The sequence below is a fragment of the Gammaproteobacteria bacterium genome, from assembly GCA_017999615.1.
In the GTDB taxonomy this organism is placed as follows: Bacteria; Pseudomonadota; Gammaproteobacteria; order JAABTG01; family JAABTG01; genus JAGNLM01.
The window spans coordinates 292,348-311,924 of record JAGNLM010000001.1 but is presented as its reverse complement, the minus strand read 5'-3'; the positions used below and the strand labels follow the sequence as shown (position 1 = coordinate 311,924).

General features: G+C 72.3%; 12 protein-coding genes. 2 read left to right on the top strand and 10 right to left on the bottom strand.

The annotated features are described in order from the left end of the window. Nucleotides 1-3: 3 nt before the first annotated feature. A complete protein-coding gene (gene cysA / locus KA217_01345) occupies nucleotides 4-1,077 on the top strand; it encodes a sulfate ABC transporter ATP-binding protein (protein MBP7711100.1) in 1,074 nt (357 codons plus the stop codon). A gap of 39 nt (nucleotides 1,078-1,116) precedes the next feature. On the opposite strand, the gene uvrA is transcribed toward cysA, so the two are convergent. Then, entirely contained in the window at nucleotides 1,117-7,008 is a 5,892-nt protein-coding gene (gene uvrA / locus KA217_01340) for an excinuclease ABC subunit UvrA (protein ID MBP7711099.1), read from the bottom strand. Between the two features lie 258 nt (nucleotides 7,009-7,266). On the opposite strand from uvrA, the gene KA217_01335 reads away from it, so the two are divergent. Next, complete coding sequence (locus KA217_01335) at nucleotides 7,267-9,672, top strand: hypothetical protein (GenBank protein MBP7711098.1); 2,406 nt, start codon at nucleotides 7,267-7,269, stop codon at nucleotides 9,670-9,672. 268 nt (nucleotides 9,673-9,940) lie between these two features. Here KA217_01335 and KA217_01330 read toward each other — a convergent pair whose 3' ends face one another. The 9 genes from KA217_01330 to mutL form a co-directional block, all read right to left on the bottom strand. Continuing rightward, a complete protein-coding gene (locus tag KA217_01330; GenBank protein MBP7711097.1) occupies nucleotides 9,941-11,233 on the bottom strand; it encodes an adenylosuccinate synthase in 1,293 nt (430 codons plus the stop codon). A 229-nt stretch (nucleotides 11,234-11,462) separates the two neighbouring features. After that, nucleotides 11,463-12,674, bottom strand: coding sequence for an ATP phosphoribosyltransferase regulatory subunit (locus KA217_01325; GenBank protein ID MBP7711096.1), 1,212 nt, complete (start codon nucleotides 12,672-12,674; stop codon nucleotides 11,463-11,465). Beyond that, nucleotides 12,674-12,859: a DUF2065 domain-containing protein gene (locus KA217_01320; protein MBP7711095.1), complete on the bottom strand. Its 186-nt coding sequence runs from the start codon at nucleotides 12,857-12,859 to the stop codon at nucleotides 12,674-12,676. Before KA217_01320 ends, KA217_01325 begins: the two co-directional genes overlap by 1 nt. Before the next feature lie 105 nt (nucleotides 12,860-12,964). After that, on the bottom strand, nucleotides 12,965-13,834 hold the full coding sequence (gene hflC, locus KA217_01315) for a protease modulator HflC (protein MBP7711094.1): 870 nt from the start codon (nucleotides 13,832-13,834) through the stop codon (nucleotides 12,965-12,967). Further along, the gene (gene hflK, locus KA217_01310; GenBank protein ID MBP7711093.1) at nucleotides 13,834-15,021 is read right to left on the bottom strand and encodes an FtsH protease activity modulator HflK; all 1,188 of its coding nucleotides are present in this window, start codon (nucleotides 15,019-15,021) and stop codon (nucleotides 13,834-13,836) included. The genes hflC and hflK overlap by 1 nt, the downstream gene beginning before the upstream one ends. A gap of 143 nt (nucleotides 15,022-15,164) precedes the next feature. Continuing rightward, nucleotides 15,165-16,421, bottom strand: a complete 1,257-nt coding sequence (gene hflX, locus KA217_01305) for a GTPase HflX (GenBank protein MBP7711092.1) — start codon at nucleotides 16,419-16,421, stop codon at nucleotides 15,165-15,167. A gap of 30 nt (nucleotides 16,422-16,451) precedes the next feature. After that, the gene (hfq, locus tag KA217_01300) at nucleotides 16,452-16,709 is read right to left on the bottom strand and encodes an RNA chaperone Hfq (GenBank protein ID MBP7711091.1); all 258 of its coding nucleotides are present in this window, start codon (nucleotides 16,707-16,709) and stop codon (nucleotides 16,452-16,454) included. 117 nt (nucleotides 16,710-16,826) lie between these two features. Continuing rightward, nucleotides 16,827-17,735: a tRNA (adenosine(37)-N6)-dimethylallyltransferase MiaA gene (gene miaA, locus KA217_01295; protein MBP7711090.1), complete on the bottom strand. Its 909-nt coding sequence runs from the start codon at nucleotides 17,733-17,735 to the stop codon at nucleotides 16,827-16,829. Between the two features lie 44 nt (nucleotides 17,736-17,779). Continuing rightward, the gene (gene mutL / locus KA217_01290; GenBank protein MBP7711089.1) at nucleotides 17,780-19,504 is read right to left on the bottom strand and encodes a DNA mismatch repair endonuclease MutL; all 1,725 of its coding nucleotides are present in this window, start codon (nucleotides 19,502-19,504) and stop codon (nucleotides 17,780-17,782) included. Nucleotides 19,505-19,577 lie beyond the last annotated feature (73 nt).

The following is a 19,577-nucleotide window of genomic DNA, read 5'->3' as shown; positions in this document are numbered from 1 at the left end:
CCCATGAGCATCCACGTCCGCAACCTCACCAAGCGCTTCCACGACTTCCTCGCCGTCGACGACGTCACGCTGGAGGTCGCGAGCGGCGAGCTCGTCGCCTTCCTCGGCCCCTCCGGGAGCGGCAAGAGCACCATCCTGCGCATCATCGCCGGCCTCGAAACGGCCGATGCCGGCGAGATCTGGTTCGACGGCGGGCGCGCCGACCACCTGCACGCCCGCGCCCGGGGCGTCGGGTTCGTGTTCCAGCACTACGCGCTCTTCCGCCACATGACGGTCGCCGAGAACATCGCCTTCGGGCTCAACGTCCAGGGCGCCCGGCGCAAGCGCAAGGCCGCGCGGGTCGCCGAGCTCCTCGCCCTGATGGGCCTGCAGGGCCTCGGGGACCGCTACCCCGCGCAGCTCTCCGGCGGCCAGCGCCAGCGGGTCGCACTCGCCCGGGCGCTCGCCCCCGAGCCCCGGGTGCTGCTGCTCGACGAGCCCTTCGGCGCGGTCGATGCCAAGGTCCGCGAGGAGCTCCGGCACTGGCTCCGGCGCCTGCACGACGAGGTCCACGTCACCAGCATCTTCGTCACCCACGACCAGGAGGAGGCCTTCTCGGTCGCCGACCGGGTGATGGTCATCCACCGCGGACGCCTCGAGCAGGCCGGTCGCCCCGACGACATCCTGGACTACCCGGAGACCGAATTCGTCGCCCGCTTCATCGGCGAGGCCAACGTTTACGAGGGCAGCGCCCAGGACGGGCTGATCCGGGTCGGCGCGCTCGCCATCCCGGTCCCCGAGCTCCCCGACGGCACCCGGGCGACCGCGGTGCTGCGCTTCTACGACCTGAAGTTCTGGCGCGACGACGCCGCCGGCATCGCCACCGTGACGCGCATGACCACCCTCGGCGACCGGGTGAAGGTCGAGGCCGTCATCGACGGGGCCGGCGCCATCTTCTCCCAGTTCCCCCGCAGGAGCTCGCTGCTGCACGGCATCGAGCCGGGGTGCCGGATCCACGTGGCGATCACCCTCGCTCGAGTGTTCGCGCAGGGAGCGGACGGAGAGCGCCGCGGGGCCCTGCTCACGAAGGCGTCCTGATGGGGACGCGGGGGCGGGCGCGGCCTTCCCGGTCCGGCCTCAAGCGCGGTTTCCCGCGCTGTCCACCGCCCTCCCCCGTTCACCGAGAAACCCCTTCAGGAACCGCGCGGTGTGCGACCCCCGCCGCACGCGTGCGACCACCTCCGGAGGCCCCTCGGCGACCACCCTCCCGCCTGCGTCCCCGCCCTCCGGGCCGAGGTCGATGACCCAGTCGGCCTCGGCGACAACGTCCAGGTTGTGCTCGACGACGACCACCGTGTGGCCCGCGTCCACGAGCCGGTGCAACACCCGGACGAGCTTCTCCACGTCGGCCATGTGCAGACCCACGGTGGGCTCGTCGAGCAGGTAGAGGGTGTGGGGGCTCGATCGGCGGCGTCGGCCGCGCAGGCCGCGCGCCGCCTCGGCAGGCTCAGCAGGGCCAGCAGGATCAGCAGTGTCTGACCCCCCGGCCCCAGGCCCAGGCACTTCCCCCGGCTTCGCGCGCGCAAGCTCCGTGACGAGCTTCAGGCGCTGGGCCTCGCCGCCCGAGAGGGTCGGGCTGCGCTGGCCGAGGGTCAGGTAGCCGAGCCCCACGTCCTCGAGGAGCGCCAGGGCGTGGCGCACGGCCGGGTGGGCGGCAAAGACCTCGAGCGCCTCCTCCACCGGCAGCGCCAGGACCTCGGAGACCGTGAGGCCCCGATAGCGCACGGCGAGGGTCTCCGCGTTGAACCGTGCGCCCCCGCAGACCTCGCAGGGGACCTCCACGTCGGGCAGGAAGCTCATCTCCAGCTTGCGCACCCCCTGGCCCTCGCAGGCCTCGCAGCGCCCACCCGCGACGTTGAAGGAGAACCGCCCGGGGCCGTAGCCGCGCATACGGGCCTCCGGCGTCCCGGCGAAGAGCTTGCGGATGGTGTCCCACACCCCCACGTAGGTCGCCGGGCACGAGCGCGGGGTCTTGCCGATGGGGGTCTGGTCCACCTCCAGCACCCGGGCGACCTCCCCCCACCCCTGGATGGACGCACAGAGCCCCGCGAGGACGGCCGCCTCGGTCGCCGCACCGCCCTTGCGCCTGCGCGGGCGGAGCCTCGTGGCGGACGATGGGCGCACGCCGGCCGCGCCCTCCCTGGCCACCCCCTCCTTGGCCTCCCCTCCCCTCTCCGGCCGCTGGGCCAACAGCCGGGCGAGCCCCTCGTAGAGGACGTCACGGACGAGGGTGCTCTTGCCGCTGCCGCTGACGCCGGTGACGCAAACGAGGCGCCCGAGCGGCAGGGCTACGTCCAGGCCGTCGAGGTTGTGGCGGTGGACCCCCTCGACGTGCAGCCAGGCGGGGGCGCCGGGCTCGGCCTCTCCCGCGACGGCGCGCCTGGGGCGCTGGGGGTGGCGCAGGGGGTGGGCCAGCAGCCGCCCGGTCACCGACTCCGGGTTCGCCGCCAGGGACTCCGGCGTGCCCTCGGCCACGACGCGGCCGCCGTGCAGACCCGCCCCCGGGCCGAGATCGATGACGTGCCCAGCCTCGCGGATGGTCTCCTCGTCGTGCTCCACCACGACGACCGTGTTGCCGCGTCCGGACAGATCGCGAAGGGTGTCGATCAGGAGCCGGTTGTCCCGGGGGTGCAGCCCGATGGTGGGCTCGTCGAGCACGTAGCAGACCCCGCGCAGGTTGGAGCCCAACTGGGCCGCCAGGCGGATGCGCTGCGCCTCGCCGCCGGAGAGCGTCGGGGCCGAGCGCTCGAGGCTGAGGTAGCCGAGGCCCACCTGCTCCAGGAAGCCGAGCCTCCCCTGGAGCTCGGCCAGGGCATCCCGGGCGATCTCCGCTTCCCGGCCGGCGAGGCGCAGGGCGCGGAAATGGCGGTGCGCCGCGGCCACGGTCATCGCCGCGTATTCCGCGATGGACCGCCCCTGGAAGCGGACCGCCAGCGCGACGGGGTTGAGGCGACGGCCGGCGCAGGCGGGGCAGGTCTTCTCCTCGCCCTCGAACCAGTCGTTCCACCACACCTCCTCCCCGCTCTGCTCCGCGTCGAACCCGGGAAGGAGCGCGCCGGTGCCGTAGCAGCGCTCGCACCAGCCGTGCTTCGAGTTGAAGGAGAAGAGCCGGGGATCGGGCTCGGGAAAGCTGCGCCCGCAGGAGGGGCAGGCGCGCCGGGTGGAGAAGAGGGACTCGCCGACCCGCGCGAGCCCTTTGCCGTGCTCGAAGGCGGTCCCCAGCAGACCGCGGAGGTCCCCTTCGCGGCGCGGCTCCAACACGACCTCCCCCACCGGGAGATCGATGTCGTGCTCGCGGAAACGGTCGATCCGCGGCCAGCGGCCGGTCGGGGTCATGACGCCGTCGACCCTGAGCTCCCGGTAGCCCTTTCCGGCAGCCCAGCGGGCCAGGTCCGTGTAGTAGCCCTTGCGGGCCACGACGAGGGGCGCGAGCACCTGGGCCCGCTGGCCCCGTCGCTCCCGGAGCAACTGGGCCACGATGGAGTCCGGGGTCCGCGGCTCGATGGGACCGCCGCAGTCCGGGCAGTGCTGCACTCCGAGGCGTACGAACAGGAGCCGCAGGAAATGATAGGCCTCGGTGAGGGTTGCCACCGTGCTCTTGCGCCCGCCGCGGCCGGTGCGCTGCTCGATGGCCACGGTCGGCGGGATGCCGAGCACCGCGTCCACCTCCGCCCGGCGCGCCGGCTGCACGAACTGTCGGGCGTAGGCGTTCAGGGACTCCAGGTACCGGCGCTGGCCCTCCGCGAAGAGGATGTCGAAGGCCAGCGTGCTCTTGCCACTCCCGCTCACCCCCGTGACCACGGTGAAGCGGTCGCGCGGGATGGAGACGTCGACCCCCTTCAAGTTGTGCTCCCGGGCATTGAGGACCCGGATGGCACCCGGGCGCCCTCGCCCCGGGAGGTCCGCTCTGCCGGCGGGGGCGCTCTCACCCGGAGGGGAGGATCCCGCAGGAACGGACGGGGGTTGACCCGAGCCCATCGTCCGCAGCGCCGCCCCCGTGTGGCTCGCCGGGTGGGCCGCCACCTCCGCCGGGGTCCCCGCGCAGACCAACTCGCCGCCACCGTCCCCGCCCTCGGGTCCGAGGTCGATGATCCAGTCGGCGGCGCCCATCACCTGCAGGTTGTGCTCGATCACCACCACCGAGTGGCCGGCCTTCACCAGCGCCTGCAACGCCCCCAGGAGCGTCGCGACGTCCTCGGAGTGCAGCCCCGTCGTCGGCTCGTCGAAGAGGAACAGAACAGAAATGGGGACATTCTGCTTTTCCCGCGAGCCGCGTAGGCGCTTGCTCTCCGCGACGTCCCCGACTGCCCTTACCCCCCCCTCGGAAACCCGCGCCCCGCCTGGTTCTCCGGAAAACCAGAATGTCCCCATTTTTGCGAGCTTCAGGCGCTGGGCCTCGCCGCCGGAGAGGGTGGGGACGGGCTGGCCCAGGCGCAGGTAGTCGAGGCCGACGGCGACCAGGGGCTCGAGGGCGCGGGCGATCTCGGCGTCGCCGGCGAAGAACGCGAGGGCCTCGGAGACGGTCAGGTCGAGCACGTCTGCGATGGACAGGCCGGGCCGGGGAGCCCCATCCGCACCCGCGGGACCACCCGGTCCTTCCAGCCGGACCTCGAGCACCTCGGGACGGTAGCGCCGCCCGTCGCAGTCGGGGCAGCGCAGGTAGACGTCGGACAGGAACTGCATCTCCACGTGCTCGAAGCCGTTCCCGCCGCAGGTCGGGCAGCGCCCGTCACCCGCGTTGAAGCTGAAGGTGCCGGCGGTGTAGCCCCGCTCCCGGGCGAGCGGCTGGGCGGCGAAGCGCTTGCGGATGGCGTCGAAGGCGCCGACGTAGCTGGCAGGGTTGGAGCGGGTGGTCTTCCCGATGGGTGACTGGTCCACCAGGACCACGTCCCCGAGGGACTCGTGGCCCCGCAGGTCCCGGTGGGCGCCGGGCGCCTCGGTCGCGCGCCCGAGCCGCTTCAGCAGCCCCCGGTAGAGGACCTCCTCCACCAGGGTCGACTTGCCCGAGCCGCTGACACCCGTGAGGCAGACCAGCCGCCCGAGCGGGATGCGGACGTCGATCCCCTTCAGGTTGTGCTCCGCGGCGCCCAGGACCTCGAGCCAGCGGGTCGCCCCGTCGGGGGGGCCGACCCCGCCGCCTGCGCCAGCGCCAGCCCCCGGGAAGACGAGGGCGTCGGAGTCAGCCACCCTGGCAATGCCTGCCGATGACTCCAAACCCTGTTTCACCCGCTCGCCCGGCGGACCGAAGAACACCACCTCGCCGCCGTTCTCCCCCGGCCCCGGCCCCAGATGGAGGATCCGGTCCGCGGCCAGCATGACCTGGGGGTCGTGCTCGACCACGACCAGCGTGTTGCCGGCGTCACGCAGGCGCTGCAGGACCCCGATGATCCGCCCCACGTCCCGCGGGTGCAGCCCGATGCTGGGCTCGTCCAGGACGAAGAGCGTGTTGACGAGGGAGGTGCCGAGGGCGGTCGTCAGGTTGATCCGCTGCACCTCGCCACCCGAGAGCGTGCGCGATTGGCGGTCGAGCGTGAGGTAACCGACCCCGATCTCCACCAGGTAGGCGAGCCGGGTGCGGATCTCCCGCAGCAGCAGGTCGGTCGCCTGGTCGAGTGGGGCCGGCAGGTGCAGGCCGTCGAAAAAGGCGCGGGCCGTCCCGAGGGGGAGGCCCGCGAGGTCGTGCAGGGTGAGGCCCGGCAGGGCGCTCAGCACGGCGTCCGGGAAAGCCACCCCGGCCGGGCGGAAACGGGCGGTGCCCCCGAGCGCCGCGTCGGCGTCCTCCCTCGTACCGAGCCGCCAGAGCAGCGCCTCCGGTTTCAGGCGCGCCCCGCCGCAGGCCGGGCAAACCGCGTAGCTGCGGTACTTCGAGAGCAGCACGCGCACGTGCATCTTGTAGGCCTTGCTCTCGAGCCAGGAGAAGAAGCGCCCGACGCCGTACCAGACCCGGTCTTCCCACTCCCCTTCGCCTTCCAGCACCCAGCGGCGCTCCTCGGGGGAGAGGTCCCGCCAGGGCACGTCGGTGCGCACCCCCCGCCGGCGGGCGAAGCGCAACAGGTCGTCCTGGCACTCACCGTAGCTCTCGGTCTGCCAGGGGCGCACCGCCCCACCCGCGAGCGTCCTGGCCGGATCGGGGACGACCAGGTCCGGATGGATGCCGAGGGTGCGCCCGAAGCCCCGGCAGGTCTCGCAGGCCCCCAGGGGCGAGTTGAAGGAGAACAGGCTGGGGACCGGGTCACGGTAGCGCAGGTCACAGTCCGGGCAGTGCAGATCGCGGGAGAAGCGCCGGGGCGGCTCCTGTGCGTCGGCCCGATACACGCTGACCCGCCCGCGCCCGCGCTCGAGCGCCGCCTCCAGGGCCTCGACGAGCCGCGCGCGCCGCTCGGCGGCGGGCCGCAGGCGGTCCTGCACCACCTCCAGCGTGTCGCCGTCGCGCCGGTGGACGCGGGTGTAACCCTGGGCGGCGAGGAAGCCCCGCACCTCCTCCTCGGAGAAGGAGGCGGGAACCTGGACCGGGAACGTGACGAGCACCGGCAGCCCGTCGCCGAGGAGCGCGTCGGCGATGCTCTCCGGCGTGTCCCGGCGCACGGGGCGCCCGCAGCCCCCGCAGTAGAGCTGGGCCGCCCGGGCGTAGAGCAGCTTCAGGTGGTCGGACAGCTCGGTCATGGTGCCGACCGTCGAGCGCGAGGTCCGCACCGGGTTCGTCTGGTCGATGGCGATGGCCGGCGGTATCCCCTCGATGCGGTCCACCCGCGGGCGGTCCATGCGGTCGAGGAACTGGCGGGCGTAGGGCGAGAAGGTCTCGACGTAGCGCCGCTGGCCCTCGGCGTAGAGGGTGTCGAAGGCGAGCGAGGACTTGCCCGCGCCACTCACGCCGGTGACCACCAGGAGCTCCCCGAGGGGCAGGTCCAGGTCGAGACCTTTCAGGTTGTTCTGGCGGGCGCCCCGGATCCGGATGCAGTCGTCGCTCATGGCGCCGATGGTAGGGCAATCCTGGCCCGCTGGGCGCTCGCCCAACTCGGGCTTGGCACTCGGCGCTGGCCCCCTACGAAATCGAGCGGCTCAGGCGGCTCTCCCTGGACTTCCAGGCAGGGCTCAATGGCCTCCCGAACGTTGCAGTCGGCAGCGGCAGACCTTACCCTGCCCACCGTCCCCGGGGCGTACTCAGGCGAATCGGTCGCCGGAACGGCGCTGCCCCAGAACGATAAACGCTTTTGGAGGAGGCATCCGATGGCGAACGAGAACAACGCCGGCCACCAGCACAAGTGGCGGTTCTTCCGCTCCGGCGGATTCGACCAGGTCCGGCTCGAGACCGCCGAGGACCTGCGCAACCTGGAATCCCTCGATCAGAAGCTCTGGGCGGCGCTCGCCTGCCCGACCCAGGGCGTGGAATTCGACGAGAAGACCCTCGCGATCCTGGACGCCGACAAGGACGGCCGCATCCGCGCCCCCGAGATCCTCGCCGCGGTGAAGTGGGCCTGCTCCGTGCTGAAGAACCCCGGCGACATCACCCGGTGCGGGACCGCCCTGCCCCTCGCGGCCATCGACGACAGCAAGCCCGAGGGCAAGAAGCTCCTCGCCTCCGCCCGTCAGATCCTCACCTACCTCGGCAAGGCGAAGGCCGATTCCATCGCGGTCGAGGACACCTCCGACACCACCCGGATCTTCGCCCAGACCCGGTTCAACGGTGACGGTGTGATCCCGCCCGAGGCGGCCGAGGACCCCGCCGTCAAGTCCGTCATCGAGGACGTGATCAAGCTCCTCGGGGCCAAGACCGACCGCTCGGGCGGCCCCGGGGTGGACCAGCAGCTGGTGGACACCTTCTTCGACGAGGCCCGCGCCTACTCCGACTGGTGGGCGGAGTCCGAGAACGACGCCGGACTGCGGCCCCTCGGCGACGACACCGCCGCCGCGTCGGCCGTCTTCGAGGCCGTGAAGGCCAAGGTCGACGACTTCTTCACCCGCTGCGGCCTCGCGGTCTTCGACCCGCGCGCCGCCGGACCCTTGAACCCTGCCCTCACGGGCTACGAGGCCCTCTCGGGGCGCACCCTTTCGCCCGGCACCGAAGAGGTCGCCGCCCTGCCGCTCGCCCGCATCGAGGCCGGCGGCGCCCTGCCCCTCGGCGACGGGGTGAACCCGGCCTGGGCCGGCGCCATCGCCCAGCTGCGCAGCCGGGTGGTCGAACCGCTTCTCGGGTCGCGCAAGAGCCTGAGTGCCGCGGAGTGGGCCGAGATCTCCTCGAAGTTCGCCGCCCACGAGGCATGGCTCGCGCGCAAGAAGGGCACCGTCGCCGAGCCGCTCGGCCTCGACCGCGTGCGCGAGGTCCTCGGCAACGGCAGTCAGGAGACGGTCCAGGCGCTGCTCGCCCAGGACGCCGCCCTCGAGGCCGAGGCGAGCGCCATCGACTCGGTGGACCGGCTCGCCCGCTACTACCGGGACCTCTACACGCTGCTCAACAACTTCGTCTCCTTCCGCGACTTCTACACGGGCAAGAAGAAGGCGATCTTCCAGGCCGGCACCCTGTACCTGGACGGCCGCAGCTGCGACCTCTGCGTACGCGTCGAGGACGCCACCAAGCACGGTTCGCTCGCCAACCTGAGCCGCACCTACCTGGCCTACTGCGACTGTGTGCGCCGGGGCAGTGACGAGAAGATGACCGTCGCCTGTGCCTTCACGGCGGGAGATTCCGACAACCTCCTCGTGGGGCGCAACGGCGTCTTCTACGACCGCAAGGGTCGCGACTGGGACGCGACCATCACCAAGATCATCGACCACCCCATCAGCGTGGGTCAGGCGTTCTGGTCACCGTACAAGCGCATCGCCCGGATGATCGGGGAGCAGATCGAGAAGGTCGCGGGGGCACGCGAGAAGGCGGTGCAGGACCAGGCCGCTGCCGGGGTCGTCGACGTCTCCACGAAGGTCGAGGCGGGCAAGGCACCGCCGCCACCGCCCTTCGACATCGCCAAGTTCGCCGGTATCTTCGCCGCCATCGGCCTGGCCATCGGCGCCATCGGCACGGCCATCGCCTCGGTGCTGACGGGCTTCCTGGCACTCTCCCCCATCGAGATGCCGCTCGCCATCGTCGGCATCATCCTGGCCATTTCCGGGCCGTCGATGGTGATTGCGTACCTGAAGCTGCGCCAGCGCAACCTCGGTCCCATCCTCGACGCCAACGGCTGGGCCATCAACACGCTCGCGAAGATCAACATCCCCTTCGGCGGCTCCCTCACCTCGACCGCGAAGCTCCCCCCGGGCGCCGAGCGCTCGCTGCAGGACCCGTACGCGGAGAAGAAGCGGCCCTGGAAGACCTACACGGTGCTCGCGATCCTGGTGGGGGCCCTGGGCTTCCTCGGTTACCAGGGCTACCTGAAGCAGTGGTGGGACACCTTCGCGGCCCGGGTGCACCAGGTGCAGGGCGACGCCAAGAAACAGGAGGCCGGCGCCGCGCCCGCCGCCGAGGCGCAGCCGGCCGCTCCGGCTGAGGCCAAGCCGGCCGCCCCCGTCGAGGCGAAGCCTGCAGCGGAGAAGCCTGCCGAGAAGCCAGCAGCGGCAAAGCCCGCCCCCGACAAGCCGGCGAGCGAGAAACCAGCGGCTGAGAAACCGGCCACCCAGAAGCCGGCACCGGAAAAGGACTGACGCCAGCTTGGGCGCCGGACCTCACACCCAGCATTTTGGGCCCGTGAGGTCCGGCGGAACACGCCGAGGCTCGACGGCAGGGGGTGGGCAGGGGCTTGCGGGACACGCCGCAAGTACGTCCCTGTAGGCTCGTCTGCCGCCGTCCCTGGCGGCAGACGGTCCCGCAAGCCCCTGCCCACCCCCTGCCCTACCGCTACCTCTCCACCCCGCCGTTCCCCACCCCGCGCACCACGACCGCTCCTTTACGGGATACCGGACCGCGGGGTCCTCAGTCGAAGGGGTGCTGCAGGACGATGGTCTCGTTGCGGTCGGGGCCCGTGGAGACGATCGCGAGGGGCGCACCCGAGAGTTCCGCCAGCCGCTCCAGGTACGCGCGGGCCGCAGCCGGCAGGTCGTCGTAGCAGGTGATGCCGACCGTCGACTCGCTCCAGCCGGGCATCTCCTCGTAGACCGGCTCGACCTCCGCCATGGCCTCCGCACCGCTCGGAGGCGTATCCCGCACCTCCCCGCCCTGTGCGTAGCCCACACAGACCTGGATCGACTCCAGACCATCCAGCACGTCGAGCTTCGTGACGCAGAGGCCGGTCACGCTGTTGACGCGCACCGACCGGCGCAGCGCCACCGCGTCGAACCAGCCGCAGCGGCGCGCCCGGCCGGTCGTCGCCCCGAACTCCCGGCCGCGTTCCGCGATCCGCACGCCCGTCTCGTCGAAGAGCTCCGTCGGGAACGGGCCACCACCGACGCGGGTCGTGTAGGCCTTCGTGATGCCAAGCACGTAGTCGATCTCCCGCGGCCCGACCCCGCTCCCCGTCGCCGCCCCGCCGGCGGTCGTGTTCGAGGAGGTCACGAAGGGGTAGGTGCCGTGGTCGATGTCGAGGAAGGCCCCCTGGGCGCCCTCGAAGAGGATGCTCTCGCCCCGGGCGATCGCCTCGTGGAGCAAGTGAGGAACGTCGGCGGCGAGCGGCGCCAGTTCGTCGACCATGGCCATGGATTCGTCCAGCACGCGCTGGAAGTCGATTCGCTCGGCCTTGAAGTAGTGCTGGAGCGCGAAGTTGTGATAGTCGAGCACCTCCCCCAGCCGGGCGGCAAAACGCTCCCGGTGGAACAGGTCACCGAAGCGGAGCGCCCGGCGCGCCACCTTGTCCTCGTACGCGGGGCCGATGCCCCGCCCCGTGGTGCCGATGGCCGAGCTGCCCCGCGCGTTCTCGCGCGCCCGGTCCAGGGCCGCGTGGTACGGCAGGATCAGGGTGCAGGCGTCGCTCACCTTGAGCCGCTCGCGCACGGGGACGCCCCGGGCCTCGAGCCGCGCGATCTCGCCGAGCAGGGCATCCGGGGCGAGCACCACCCCGTTCCCCACGTAACAGGTGCCCCCCGGGCGCAGGATGCCCGAGGGCACGAGGTGAAGAACGGTCTTCTCGGCGCCGATCACGAGCGTGTGGCCGGCGTTGTGCCCGCCCTGGAAGCGCACCACGTGCTGCGCGCGCTCCGTCAGGAGGTCGACGACCTTGCCCTTACCCTCGTCGCCCCACTGGGTTCCGACGACTACGACGTTCTTTCCCATGACCTCCACCTTTCCTCAGGCCTTCGTATCGAGTGGCCGGGCCATCGCCGGACCTCGGGTGCGGTTTCGCGGGACCGTCTGCCGCCAGGGACGGCGGCAGACGAGCCTACAGGGATGTACTTGCGGCGTGTCCCGCGAGGCCGTACCCGGAGGTCCGCGCGACCCCCGGAAGCGGGGAGCGCATCCGGAGGTCCGCGCCGCGCCCGGAAGCCCGCGCCACGCCGAGACCTCAGCCGGGCTCCCGCAGTAACGGGGTGGACAGCGCCTCGACCACCCAGCGCGCCTCGTGCTCCACCAGCACACGGTCGCAGCCCAGTTCCCCCGGGTCGGCCGGCGCACCCGGGAGCGCGCTCACGACCCGCTCGCCGGCAGCCCGCAGGTCCCGCACCGCGGCGAGCAGCCCGGGCGCGTCCGACCAGGGCGCCAGGATCCCGGAGCGCGGGGCGGGCGCCCGCACGTCGCCGAGAGCGATCAGGGTCATCAGGTCCGTGCTGAAGCCCCGCGCCGGCCGCGCCCGGCCGAACACCCGGCCCACCTCGTCGTAGCGCCCACCGCGCGCCACCTCCTGGCCGTGCCCGGGAACGAACGCGGCGAACACGAGGCCCGTGTGGTAACGGTACCCCCGGAGCTCCGCCAGGTCGAAGTGGAGCGGGACCTCGGGCCTGCGCGCGGCCATCGCCCGCGCCACCTGGTCGAGGTCGCTCAGGCAGCCCCGCACGGCCTCCCCCGCCCCGGCGAGCACCGCGGCCGCCTCGCCGAGGACCTCACGGCCTCCGTTCAGCACGGGCAGGGCGGAGAGCCGCGCGCGCACCGGCGCGGGCAGCTCCCAGCGCGCGAGCCACTCCTCCACCTCCGGGACCGCCTTGCGCTGGAGCGCATCGAAGAGCTGCCGCTCCTGCTCCGCGTCGAGGCGCGCCTCCCGGGCGAGCCCCCGGAACACCCCGACGTGCCCGAGGTCCACGTGCACCGGGCGCACACCGGCGGAGGCGAGCGACTCCAGCATCAGGCAGAGCACCTCGACGTCGCTCTCCATCCCGGCGTGCCCGTAGAGCTCTGCGCCGACCTGGATCGGGCTGCGGCTGCGGGCAATCCCGTCCGGGAGCGTGTGCAGCACCGTGCCGAGGTAGCACAGGCGCACCGGCCCCACCCGGCGCAGGCTGTGAGCGTCGATGCGGGCCACCTGGGGCGTCATGTCCGCCCGGACCCCCATCAGCCGGCCGGTCAGTTGGTCCGTGAGCTTGAAGGTCTGCAGGTCGAGGTCCCCGCCCGTGCCCGTGAGCAGGGACTCCAGGTACTCGACGAAGGGCGGCACGACCAGTTCGTAGCCCCAGCGCTCGAAGAGGTCGAGCAACCGGCGCCGGGCCCGCTCGAGCGCGGCGGCCTCCGCCGGGAGGACCTCGGCGATGCCTTCGGGCAGCAGCCAACGGTCGCGGGCGCTCATCAGCGGACGAGATTCAGGATCAGGAGGCCCAGCAGCATGCTGGAGAGCCCGGTGAAGCGAAGGGCGCCGTCACTCATCCCCTCGACCCGGGCGAGCGTCCTGCGCAGGGTCGCTGGACTGACGAATGGCATCAGACCCTCGAAGACGAACACGAGGGCGAGCGCGGCAAGGAGGTCGTCCCACATGGCTGCTCCGTTGCGCCGGGTCCATTCGGAGGACTCCCGAGACGCCGCGCCCCGGAAACGACGACCGGGGGTTGGCCCCCCGGTCGCGCGGCTCACCCGGCTCCGTTACTGACCGCCTTTCTGGCTCTTGAAGTAGCGGAAGAAGTCGTTGTCCGGCCCCAGCAGGATCACGTCCGACGGACTGTCGAACGAGGCCCGGTAGGCCCCCAGGCTGCGGTAGAACGCGTAGAACTCCGCGTCCTCCCCGTACGCCTTCGCGTAGGTCTCGGCGGCCTGGCCGTCGCCCTCGCCGCGCACGCGCTGGGCGTCGCGCTCGGCCTCGGCCAGGATGACCTCCCTCTCACGCTCGGCCCGGGCGCGGATGCGCTTCGCCTCCTCCTCGCCGCGGGAGCGGAAGTCGCGCGCGACGCGCTGGCGCTCGGCCTGCATGCGCTGGTAGACGGAGGTGCTCACCTCGGTCGGCAGGTCGATCCGCTTGACGCGCACGTCGACGATCTCGATGCCGAACGGCTCGGCCTGGGCGTTCGCGGTCACCGTCAGGATGTCCATGATGTCCGCGCGCTTGCCCGAGACCACCTCCTGGATGGTCCGCTTGCCGAACTCGTCCTTCAGGCCCTTGCGCACGAACTCGCCGAGGCGCGCCCCCGCCCGGGCGATGCTGCCGCCGGTCGCGGTGTAGAAGCTCTCCACGTTCTTGACCCGCCACAGCACGAAGCTGTCCACGAGCACGTTCTTCTTCTCGCTCGTCAAGTAGAGCTCGGGGTCGGACTCGAGCGTCTGCAGCCGGGCGTCGAACTTCTCCACGTTCTGGATGACCGGGATCTTGAACTGCAGTCCGGCCTCGTAGTCCGAGCTCACCACCTTACCCAACTGGAACAGGATGGCCTTCTGCCACTGCTCCACGGTGAAGATCGAGAAGACGCCGATGACCACCATCAGCCCCAGCACGAAGACCCACAGCTTGCTGCGCGCCATCACCGGTCCCTCCGCCGCAGGTCCTCACGGCTGCGCCGCGCCGCGTCGACGGCCGCCGTCCCCAGTGTCGATCGCACGGAGGCGTCCGGCTCGGTGCCGGTGCCGGTGCCTGCGCCAGCGCGCGCCTTCTCCCCGAGCTTGTCGAGCGGCAGGTAGAGGACGTTGTTGGACCCCTCGGCCTCGAGGACCAGCGGGGTGCTGCGGGAGAGCACGTCCTCGATCGCGTCGAGGTACATGCGCTCGCGGGTGACGCCCGGGGCCTTCTGGTACTCCTTCAGTACCGCCAGGAAACGGCTCGCCTCACCGTCGGCGACCGCCGAAACGCGGGCCCGATAGGCGGCGCCCTGCTCCCGGATGGCGTCGGCGTCGCCGCGCGCCTTGGGCAGGATCTCGTTGGCGTAGGCCTCGGCCTCGTTGCGGAAGCGGACCTCGTCCTCGCGCGCCTTGACCGCATCGTAGAAGGATTCCTGCACCTGCGCAGGCGGCTGGGCGTCCTGCATGTTGACGCTGGTCACGACGAGCCCGGTCCCGTAGCGGTCCAGGATCGACTGCGCCAGATCCTGCACGGAGGCGGAGATGGCGCTGCGGCCCTCGGTGATGACGAAGTCCATCGTGCTGCGGCCCACCGTCTCGCGCACCGCGGACTCGGTGACGTCGCGCAGGATGCGGTCCGGGTCGCGGGTGTTGAAGAGATAGTCGGGGGCGTCCTTGACCCGGTACTGGATCGCGAATTTCACGTCGATGATGTTCTCGTCCTGGGTCAGCATCAGGGCCTCGCTGCCCACCGCGCCCTGGGTCCGGCCCGTGGACCGGAAGCCGATCTCGGCGGTGCGGACCTGCTGGACGTTGACCTTCTGGACGCGCTCGATGAAGTACGGCAGCCAGTGCGGCCCGGGGCCGGCGGTGCGCACGTAGGCGCCGAACCGGGTGACCACGCCTTCCTCGGCGGGGTCGATGATGTAGAAACCGGCCGCCGCCCAGACCGCCGCCAATATCCCGAGGCCGATGCCGAGGCCGCGCGAGTTGAACCGGGCGGCCCGGCCCGCGCCCCCGCTGGAGCCGCCCCGGCCGAAGAGATCACCGAGCTTGCTCTGCAGGTTGCGGATGACTTGGTCGAGGTCCGGAGGACCCTGATTGCCACTGCTGCCCCAGGGGTCCCGTCCCCCGCCCGGCTCGTTCCAGGCCATTCGGTGTGCTCCGCTGTGCGTTGGATGCCGGACGGCGCGCTGTGCGCCGCGTACGTCTTCGGATTCTATCGACCCGTCCGCCCGGGCCGCAACCGGCGCCCGCCGGCCGGAGGGCCCGGAAGGCGCTCACCCCGGGGATTGGCTCAGTGGCGGCGGCGCAGGGCCTCGAGGTCGGCGGGGGCCATGTCCACTTCGAGAAGCCACTCCCCGTCGCCCACGCTCTCGCCCACCACCACCCCCGAGGCGAAGAGGCTCGCCCGCATGCGGCCGGCCGTCATCGGCAGGCGCACGCTCATGCGCCTGCGCGGGGGCAGGACGCGCTCAGCGATGGCCTCGCGCAGGGCGTCGAGCCCAAGGCCCGCGGTCGCCGAGACCCAGACCTGGCGCGGCACCCCGTCCCCGTCCCGGGCCACGTGAGGCTCGACCCCGGGGCAGCGGTCGACCTTGTTGAGCACCTCGAGCTGGGGGACCTCCCCCGCTCCGATCTCCTCGAGCACCCGCTGGACCTGCTCGGCCTTCACCTCACGCTCCGGGTCGGAGGCGTCGACCACGGAGAGCAGCAGGTCCGCCTCGCGGGTCTCCTCCAGCGTGGCGCGGAAGGCGGCCACCAGGTCGTGGGGCAGGTGGCGGATGAAGCCCACCGTGTCGGCCAGGATCACCGCGCGGCCGCCGGGGAGGTCCAGGCGGCGCAGGGTCGGGTCGAGGGTCGCGAAGAGCTGGTCGGCCACCAGAACGCCCGCACCGGTCAGACGGTTGAAGAGCGTGGATTTCCCCGCGTTCGTGTAGCCCACCAGCGACACGGTGGGCAGCTCGGCGCGGCGCCGGCCACGCCGCTGCTGGGAGCGCTGGCGCTCCAGGTGCTCGAGCTCGCGGGCGATCTGCTGGATGCGGACCGAGATCAGGCGACGGTCCGTCTCGAGCTGCTTCTCGCCAGGCCCCCGCAGGCCGATGCCGCCGCGCTGACGCTCCAGGTGGGTCCAGCCGCGGACCAGCCGGGTGGAGAGGTGGCGCAGCTGGGCCAGCTCGACCTGCAGCTTGCCCTCGAAGGAGCGGGCGCGCTGGGCGAAGATGTCGAGGATCAGGCCCGTGCGGTCGAGGGTGCGGCAGGAGAGGAAGCGCTCGAGGTTGCGCTCCTGGCCCGGCGTCAACGCGTGATTGACGAGTACGAGGTCGGCACCCGAGGCCTCGACGGCCGCCTTGACCTCCTCGACCTTGCCGCTGCCCACGAACAGGCGGGGGTCGGGGCGCTCCCGCACACCGCTGACCTCGGCGACCGGCTCGACGCCCGCCGACACCGCGAGGGAGCGCAACTCCTCGAGGTCCTCGCCCTGCGCCTCCCCGTCCGGGAAACGAACGTGCACGAGGACCGCGCGCTCACCCCGCCGCGGTCGCTCAAACAAGCGCTCGAGACCCTCTGGCAGGCGCCGTGATCAGCCCTCCTCCTCCTCCGGCTCCGAGGCCTCGTCCGCACCCCGGGGCAACTTGACGTTGCGCGCCGGCACCACCGTCGAAATGGCGTGCTTGTAGACCATCTGGTTCACGGAGTTGCGCAGCAGCACGACGAACTGGTCGAACGATTCGATCTGGCCCTGCAGCTTGATGCCGTTGACCAGGTAGATCGACACCGGCACCCGCTCCTTGCGCAGTTGGTTCAGGAACGGGTCCTGCAAAGACTGGCCCTTACTCATGGAAACGTGCCCCCGTATCTTGTCTTTCTGCCGGTCCGAACCGCGCCACGCAATTAGTTTACCACCAAAGGAGGATAAACGCTCCTCTTGCCACGGAGGGTGAGAAGCGCGGGGGCCTCAGGAGAGGCTCTGCCGGGCGAGAAAACCCAGGACGAGGTCCACGGCGCCGGGGTCCAAGGGGTCGACCCGCAGGGCCCCGCTCTCCCCGCGCAGCCAGGTCAGCTGGCGCTTGGCGAGACCTCGCGTGGCCGCCACGGCGCGGGCGACCAGGGTCTCCCGGTCGGTCTCCCCCGCCAGGAAGGCCCACACCTGGCGGTAACCGACCGCGCGCATCGACGGCAGGTCCGGCGACAGGTCCCCCCGGGACCGCAGACGCTCCACCTCGGCCACGAGGCCCGCCTCCAGCATCGCCCGGAAGCGCGCCTCGAGCCGCCCGTGCAGGGCTGCGCGGTCAAGCGGCTCGAGCACCACCTTGACGACCCGGTAGGGCAGCGCGGAACCGGGCGATTCCGCGAGGAGCTCGCTCATCGGCCGCCCGGTCAACTCCCGGACCTCGAGGGCACGCTGGATGCGCTGGGGGTCGTTCGCGTGGATGCGGGCGGCGGCCGGGGGGTCGAGCGCGGCCAACCGCGCGTGGAGCGCGGGCCAGCCGAGCGCCCCGCCCTCCTCGCTGAGGCGCCGGCGCACCTCGGGGTCCGCCGGCGGCAGCGCCGAGAGCCCCCGCTCGAGCGCGCGAAAGTAGAGGCCGGTGCCGCCCACGAGCAGCGGCACCCGTCCCTCCCGGCGCACCTCCACGATGGCGTCGAGGGCATCGCGCCGGAACTCGGCGGCCGAATAGGACTCCCGCGGGTCGCGCAGGTCGATGAGCCGGTGCGGGGCCCGTGCCAGCACCTCGGGGCCCGGCTTGGCCGTGCCGATGTCCATCCCCCGGTAGACGAGCGCCGAGTCGACACTGACGATCCCGCAGCCCAGGCGCTCCACGAGGTGCACCGCCAGGTCGGTCTTGCCCGCGCCCGTCGGCCCCATCAGGAACACGACCGGCGGGGCGGCCGGTCCGGGGGGGACCGGGGTCACGGTCCGCGGCCCCCGGCGGGGGCGCCGAGGAGACGCTCGAGGTCCTGCGTGGTCACCTCCGCCACCAGCCCGGGTGGGCGTTCGTCCGCGGGGAGGGCGTCGAGCGCCCGCAGCAGCGCATCCACGTCCCCGGGTGCCGAGAAGGTGCCGGTCCCGGCCGCCGCCGCGGCGGAGTCGACCAGGGCCCCCAGCAGGGTCTCCCGCGCCGCCGACCTCTGGGCGTGCGCGAGTGCCCGGAGGACCCCCATCGCCAGTCCGGCCGGGTCCACGTCGTGCACCGCCGCCGGCACCCGGCGCACCAGCACCACCGCGGGCCCCGAACGGCTCAGGTCGAGCCCGATGGAGGCGCAGAGCGGCCCGAGGGCCTCCGCGGCCTGCGCTTCCTCGGGGCCGACAGTCACCGAGACCGGGACCAGGAGCGGGCGGGAGGGCGGCTCCTCGGCCGCGCGCGCGGCCTCAACCCCCCGGCGCGCCAGGTGCACGGCGAGGGCCCGGAGGTCCACCAGGGAGAGACCCCGCGAGTCCTCCGCAAGGAGGAAGCGACCGAGGACGACGCCCAGAACCCGCCGGGGCGCAGGGGGCGCGCCATCGCCCCGGGGCCCCCACTGCCGCAGCCGGGACTCGGGAATCCCCCGGGGGTATACCGCGGCCGGCTCGCGAAGTACCGCGCCGGCGCTCGGGCGAGGTTCCGGGGCCCCGTCCGGGGCCTGCGCCACCGACCGCACGAGGAAGTCGTGGACCAGCCTCGGCTCACGAAACCTCACCTCCTGCTTGGTCGGGTGCACGTTGACGTCGACCTCTTCGGGGTCCACCGAGAGGTACAGCACGTAGGCGGGGTGGCGGCCCGGGTAAACCCGATCCTGATAGACCTCGCGCAGGGCGTGCACCAGCACCCGGTCCCGCACCGGGCGCCCGTTCAGGAAGAGATACTGGACGTCCGCCTGGCTGCGCGCCGACTCGGGCAGACCGAGCCAGCCGGACAGGCGCATCCCCTCCCACGGGAAATCGACCTCGAGTGCCCCCTCCAGGAAAGCGGCGCCGCAGACGGCCGCGACCCGCCGCGCCCGCCCGGGCTCACCCGCCGCAGGCCGCAGGTCGAGCACCTCCCGCCGGTCGACGCGCAGGCGCAGACCCACCTCGAAACGGGCGAGCGCGAGCCGGCGCACGGCCTCTTCCACGTGGGCGGTCTCTGTGCGCTCGCTCTTCAGGAACTTGCGCCGCGCCGGGACATTGTGGAAGAGGTCCCGGACCTCGACGGTCGTGCCCGGGGGGTGGGCGACGGGGAAGGGCCCCTCGAGGGGACCGCCGGAGTCGACCCGCACCTGCCAGCCCCGCTCCTGGCCCGCGGCCCGCGACGCGAGCGTGAAGCGGGAGACGGAGGCGACGCTCGCCAGGGCCTCGCCGCGGAAACCGAGGCTCCCCACCCGCAGGAGGTCTTCCGCCGTGCGGACCTTGCTCGTGGCGTGCCGCGAGAGCGCGAGTGCCAGGTCCTCCGGGTGAATCCCAACGCCGTCGTCCCGCACACGCAGCAGGCGCACCCCGGCGTCCTCGACCTCGACCTCGATGCGCCGCGCCCCGGCGTCCAGGCTGTTCTCGAGGAGTTCCTTCACCACCGAGGCCGGCCGCTCGACCACTTCCCCGGCGGCGATCTGGTTGGCGAGCGCCGGCGGAAGCTCCCGGATCCGGGCGAGCACGGGGCTGACGTCATCGACCTGGGGCATGAGAGGCAGTGTACCCGGGCGCACGGAGGCGGCGGTTTTTTTCCGCGACCGGCTCTGAAGCGCGCGCTATCAT

Bases quoted from the DNA above. Each gene is read 5' to 3' on its own strand.
- cysA (MBP7711100.1), top strand. From the start codon at position 4: ATGAGCATCCACGTCCGCAACCTCACCAAGCGCTTCCACGACTTCCTC.
- uvrA (MBP7711099.1), bottom strand. From the start codon at position 7,008: ATGAGCGACGACTGCATCCGGATCCGGGGCGCCCGCCAGAACAACCTG.
- KA217_01335 (MBP7711098.1), top strand. From the start codon at position 7,267: ATGGCGAACGAGAACAACGCCGGCCACCAGCACAAGTGGCGGTTCTTC.
- KA217_01330 (MBP7711097.1), bottom strand. From the start codon at position 11,233: ATGGGAAAGAACGTCGTAGTCGTCGGAACCCAGTGGGGCGACGAGGGT.
- KA217_01325 (MBP7711096.1), bottom strand. From the start codon at position 12,674: ATGAGCGCCCGCGACCGTTGGCTGCTGCCCGAAGGCATCGCCGAGGTC.
- KA217_01320 (MBP7711095.1), bottom strand. From the start codon at position 12,859: ATGTGGGACGACCTCCTTGCCGCGCTCGCCCTCGTGTTCGTCTTCGAG.
- hflC (MBP7711094.1), bottom strand. From the start codon at position 13,834: ATGGCGCGCAGCAAGCTGTGGGTCTTCGTGCTGGGGCTGATGGTGGTC.
- hflK (MBP7711093.1), bottom strand. From the start codon at position 15,021: ATGGCCTGGAACGAGCCGGGCGGGGGACGGGACCCCTGGGGCAGCAGT.
- hfq (MBP7711091.1), bottom strand. From the start codon at position 16,709: ATGAGTAAGGGCCAGTCTTTGCAGGACCCGTTCCTGAACCAACTGCGC.
- miaA (MBP7711090.1), bottom strand. From the start codon at position 17,735: ATGGGGCCGACGGGCGCGGGCAAGACCGACCTGGCGGTGCACCTCGTG.
- mutL (MBP7711089.1), bottom strand. From the start codon at position 19,504: ATGCCCCAGGTCGATGACGTCAGCCCCGTGCTCGCCCGGATCCGGGAG.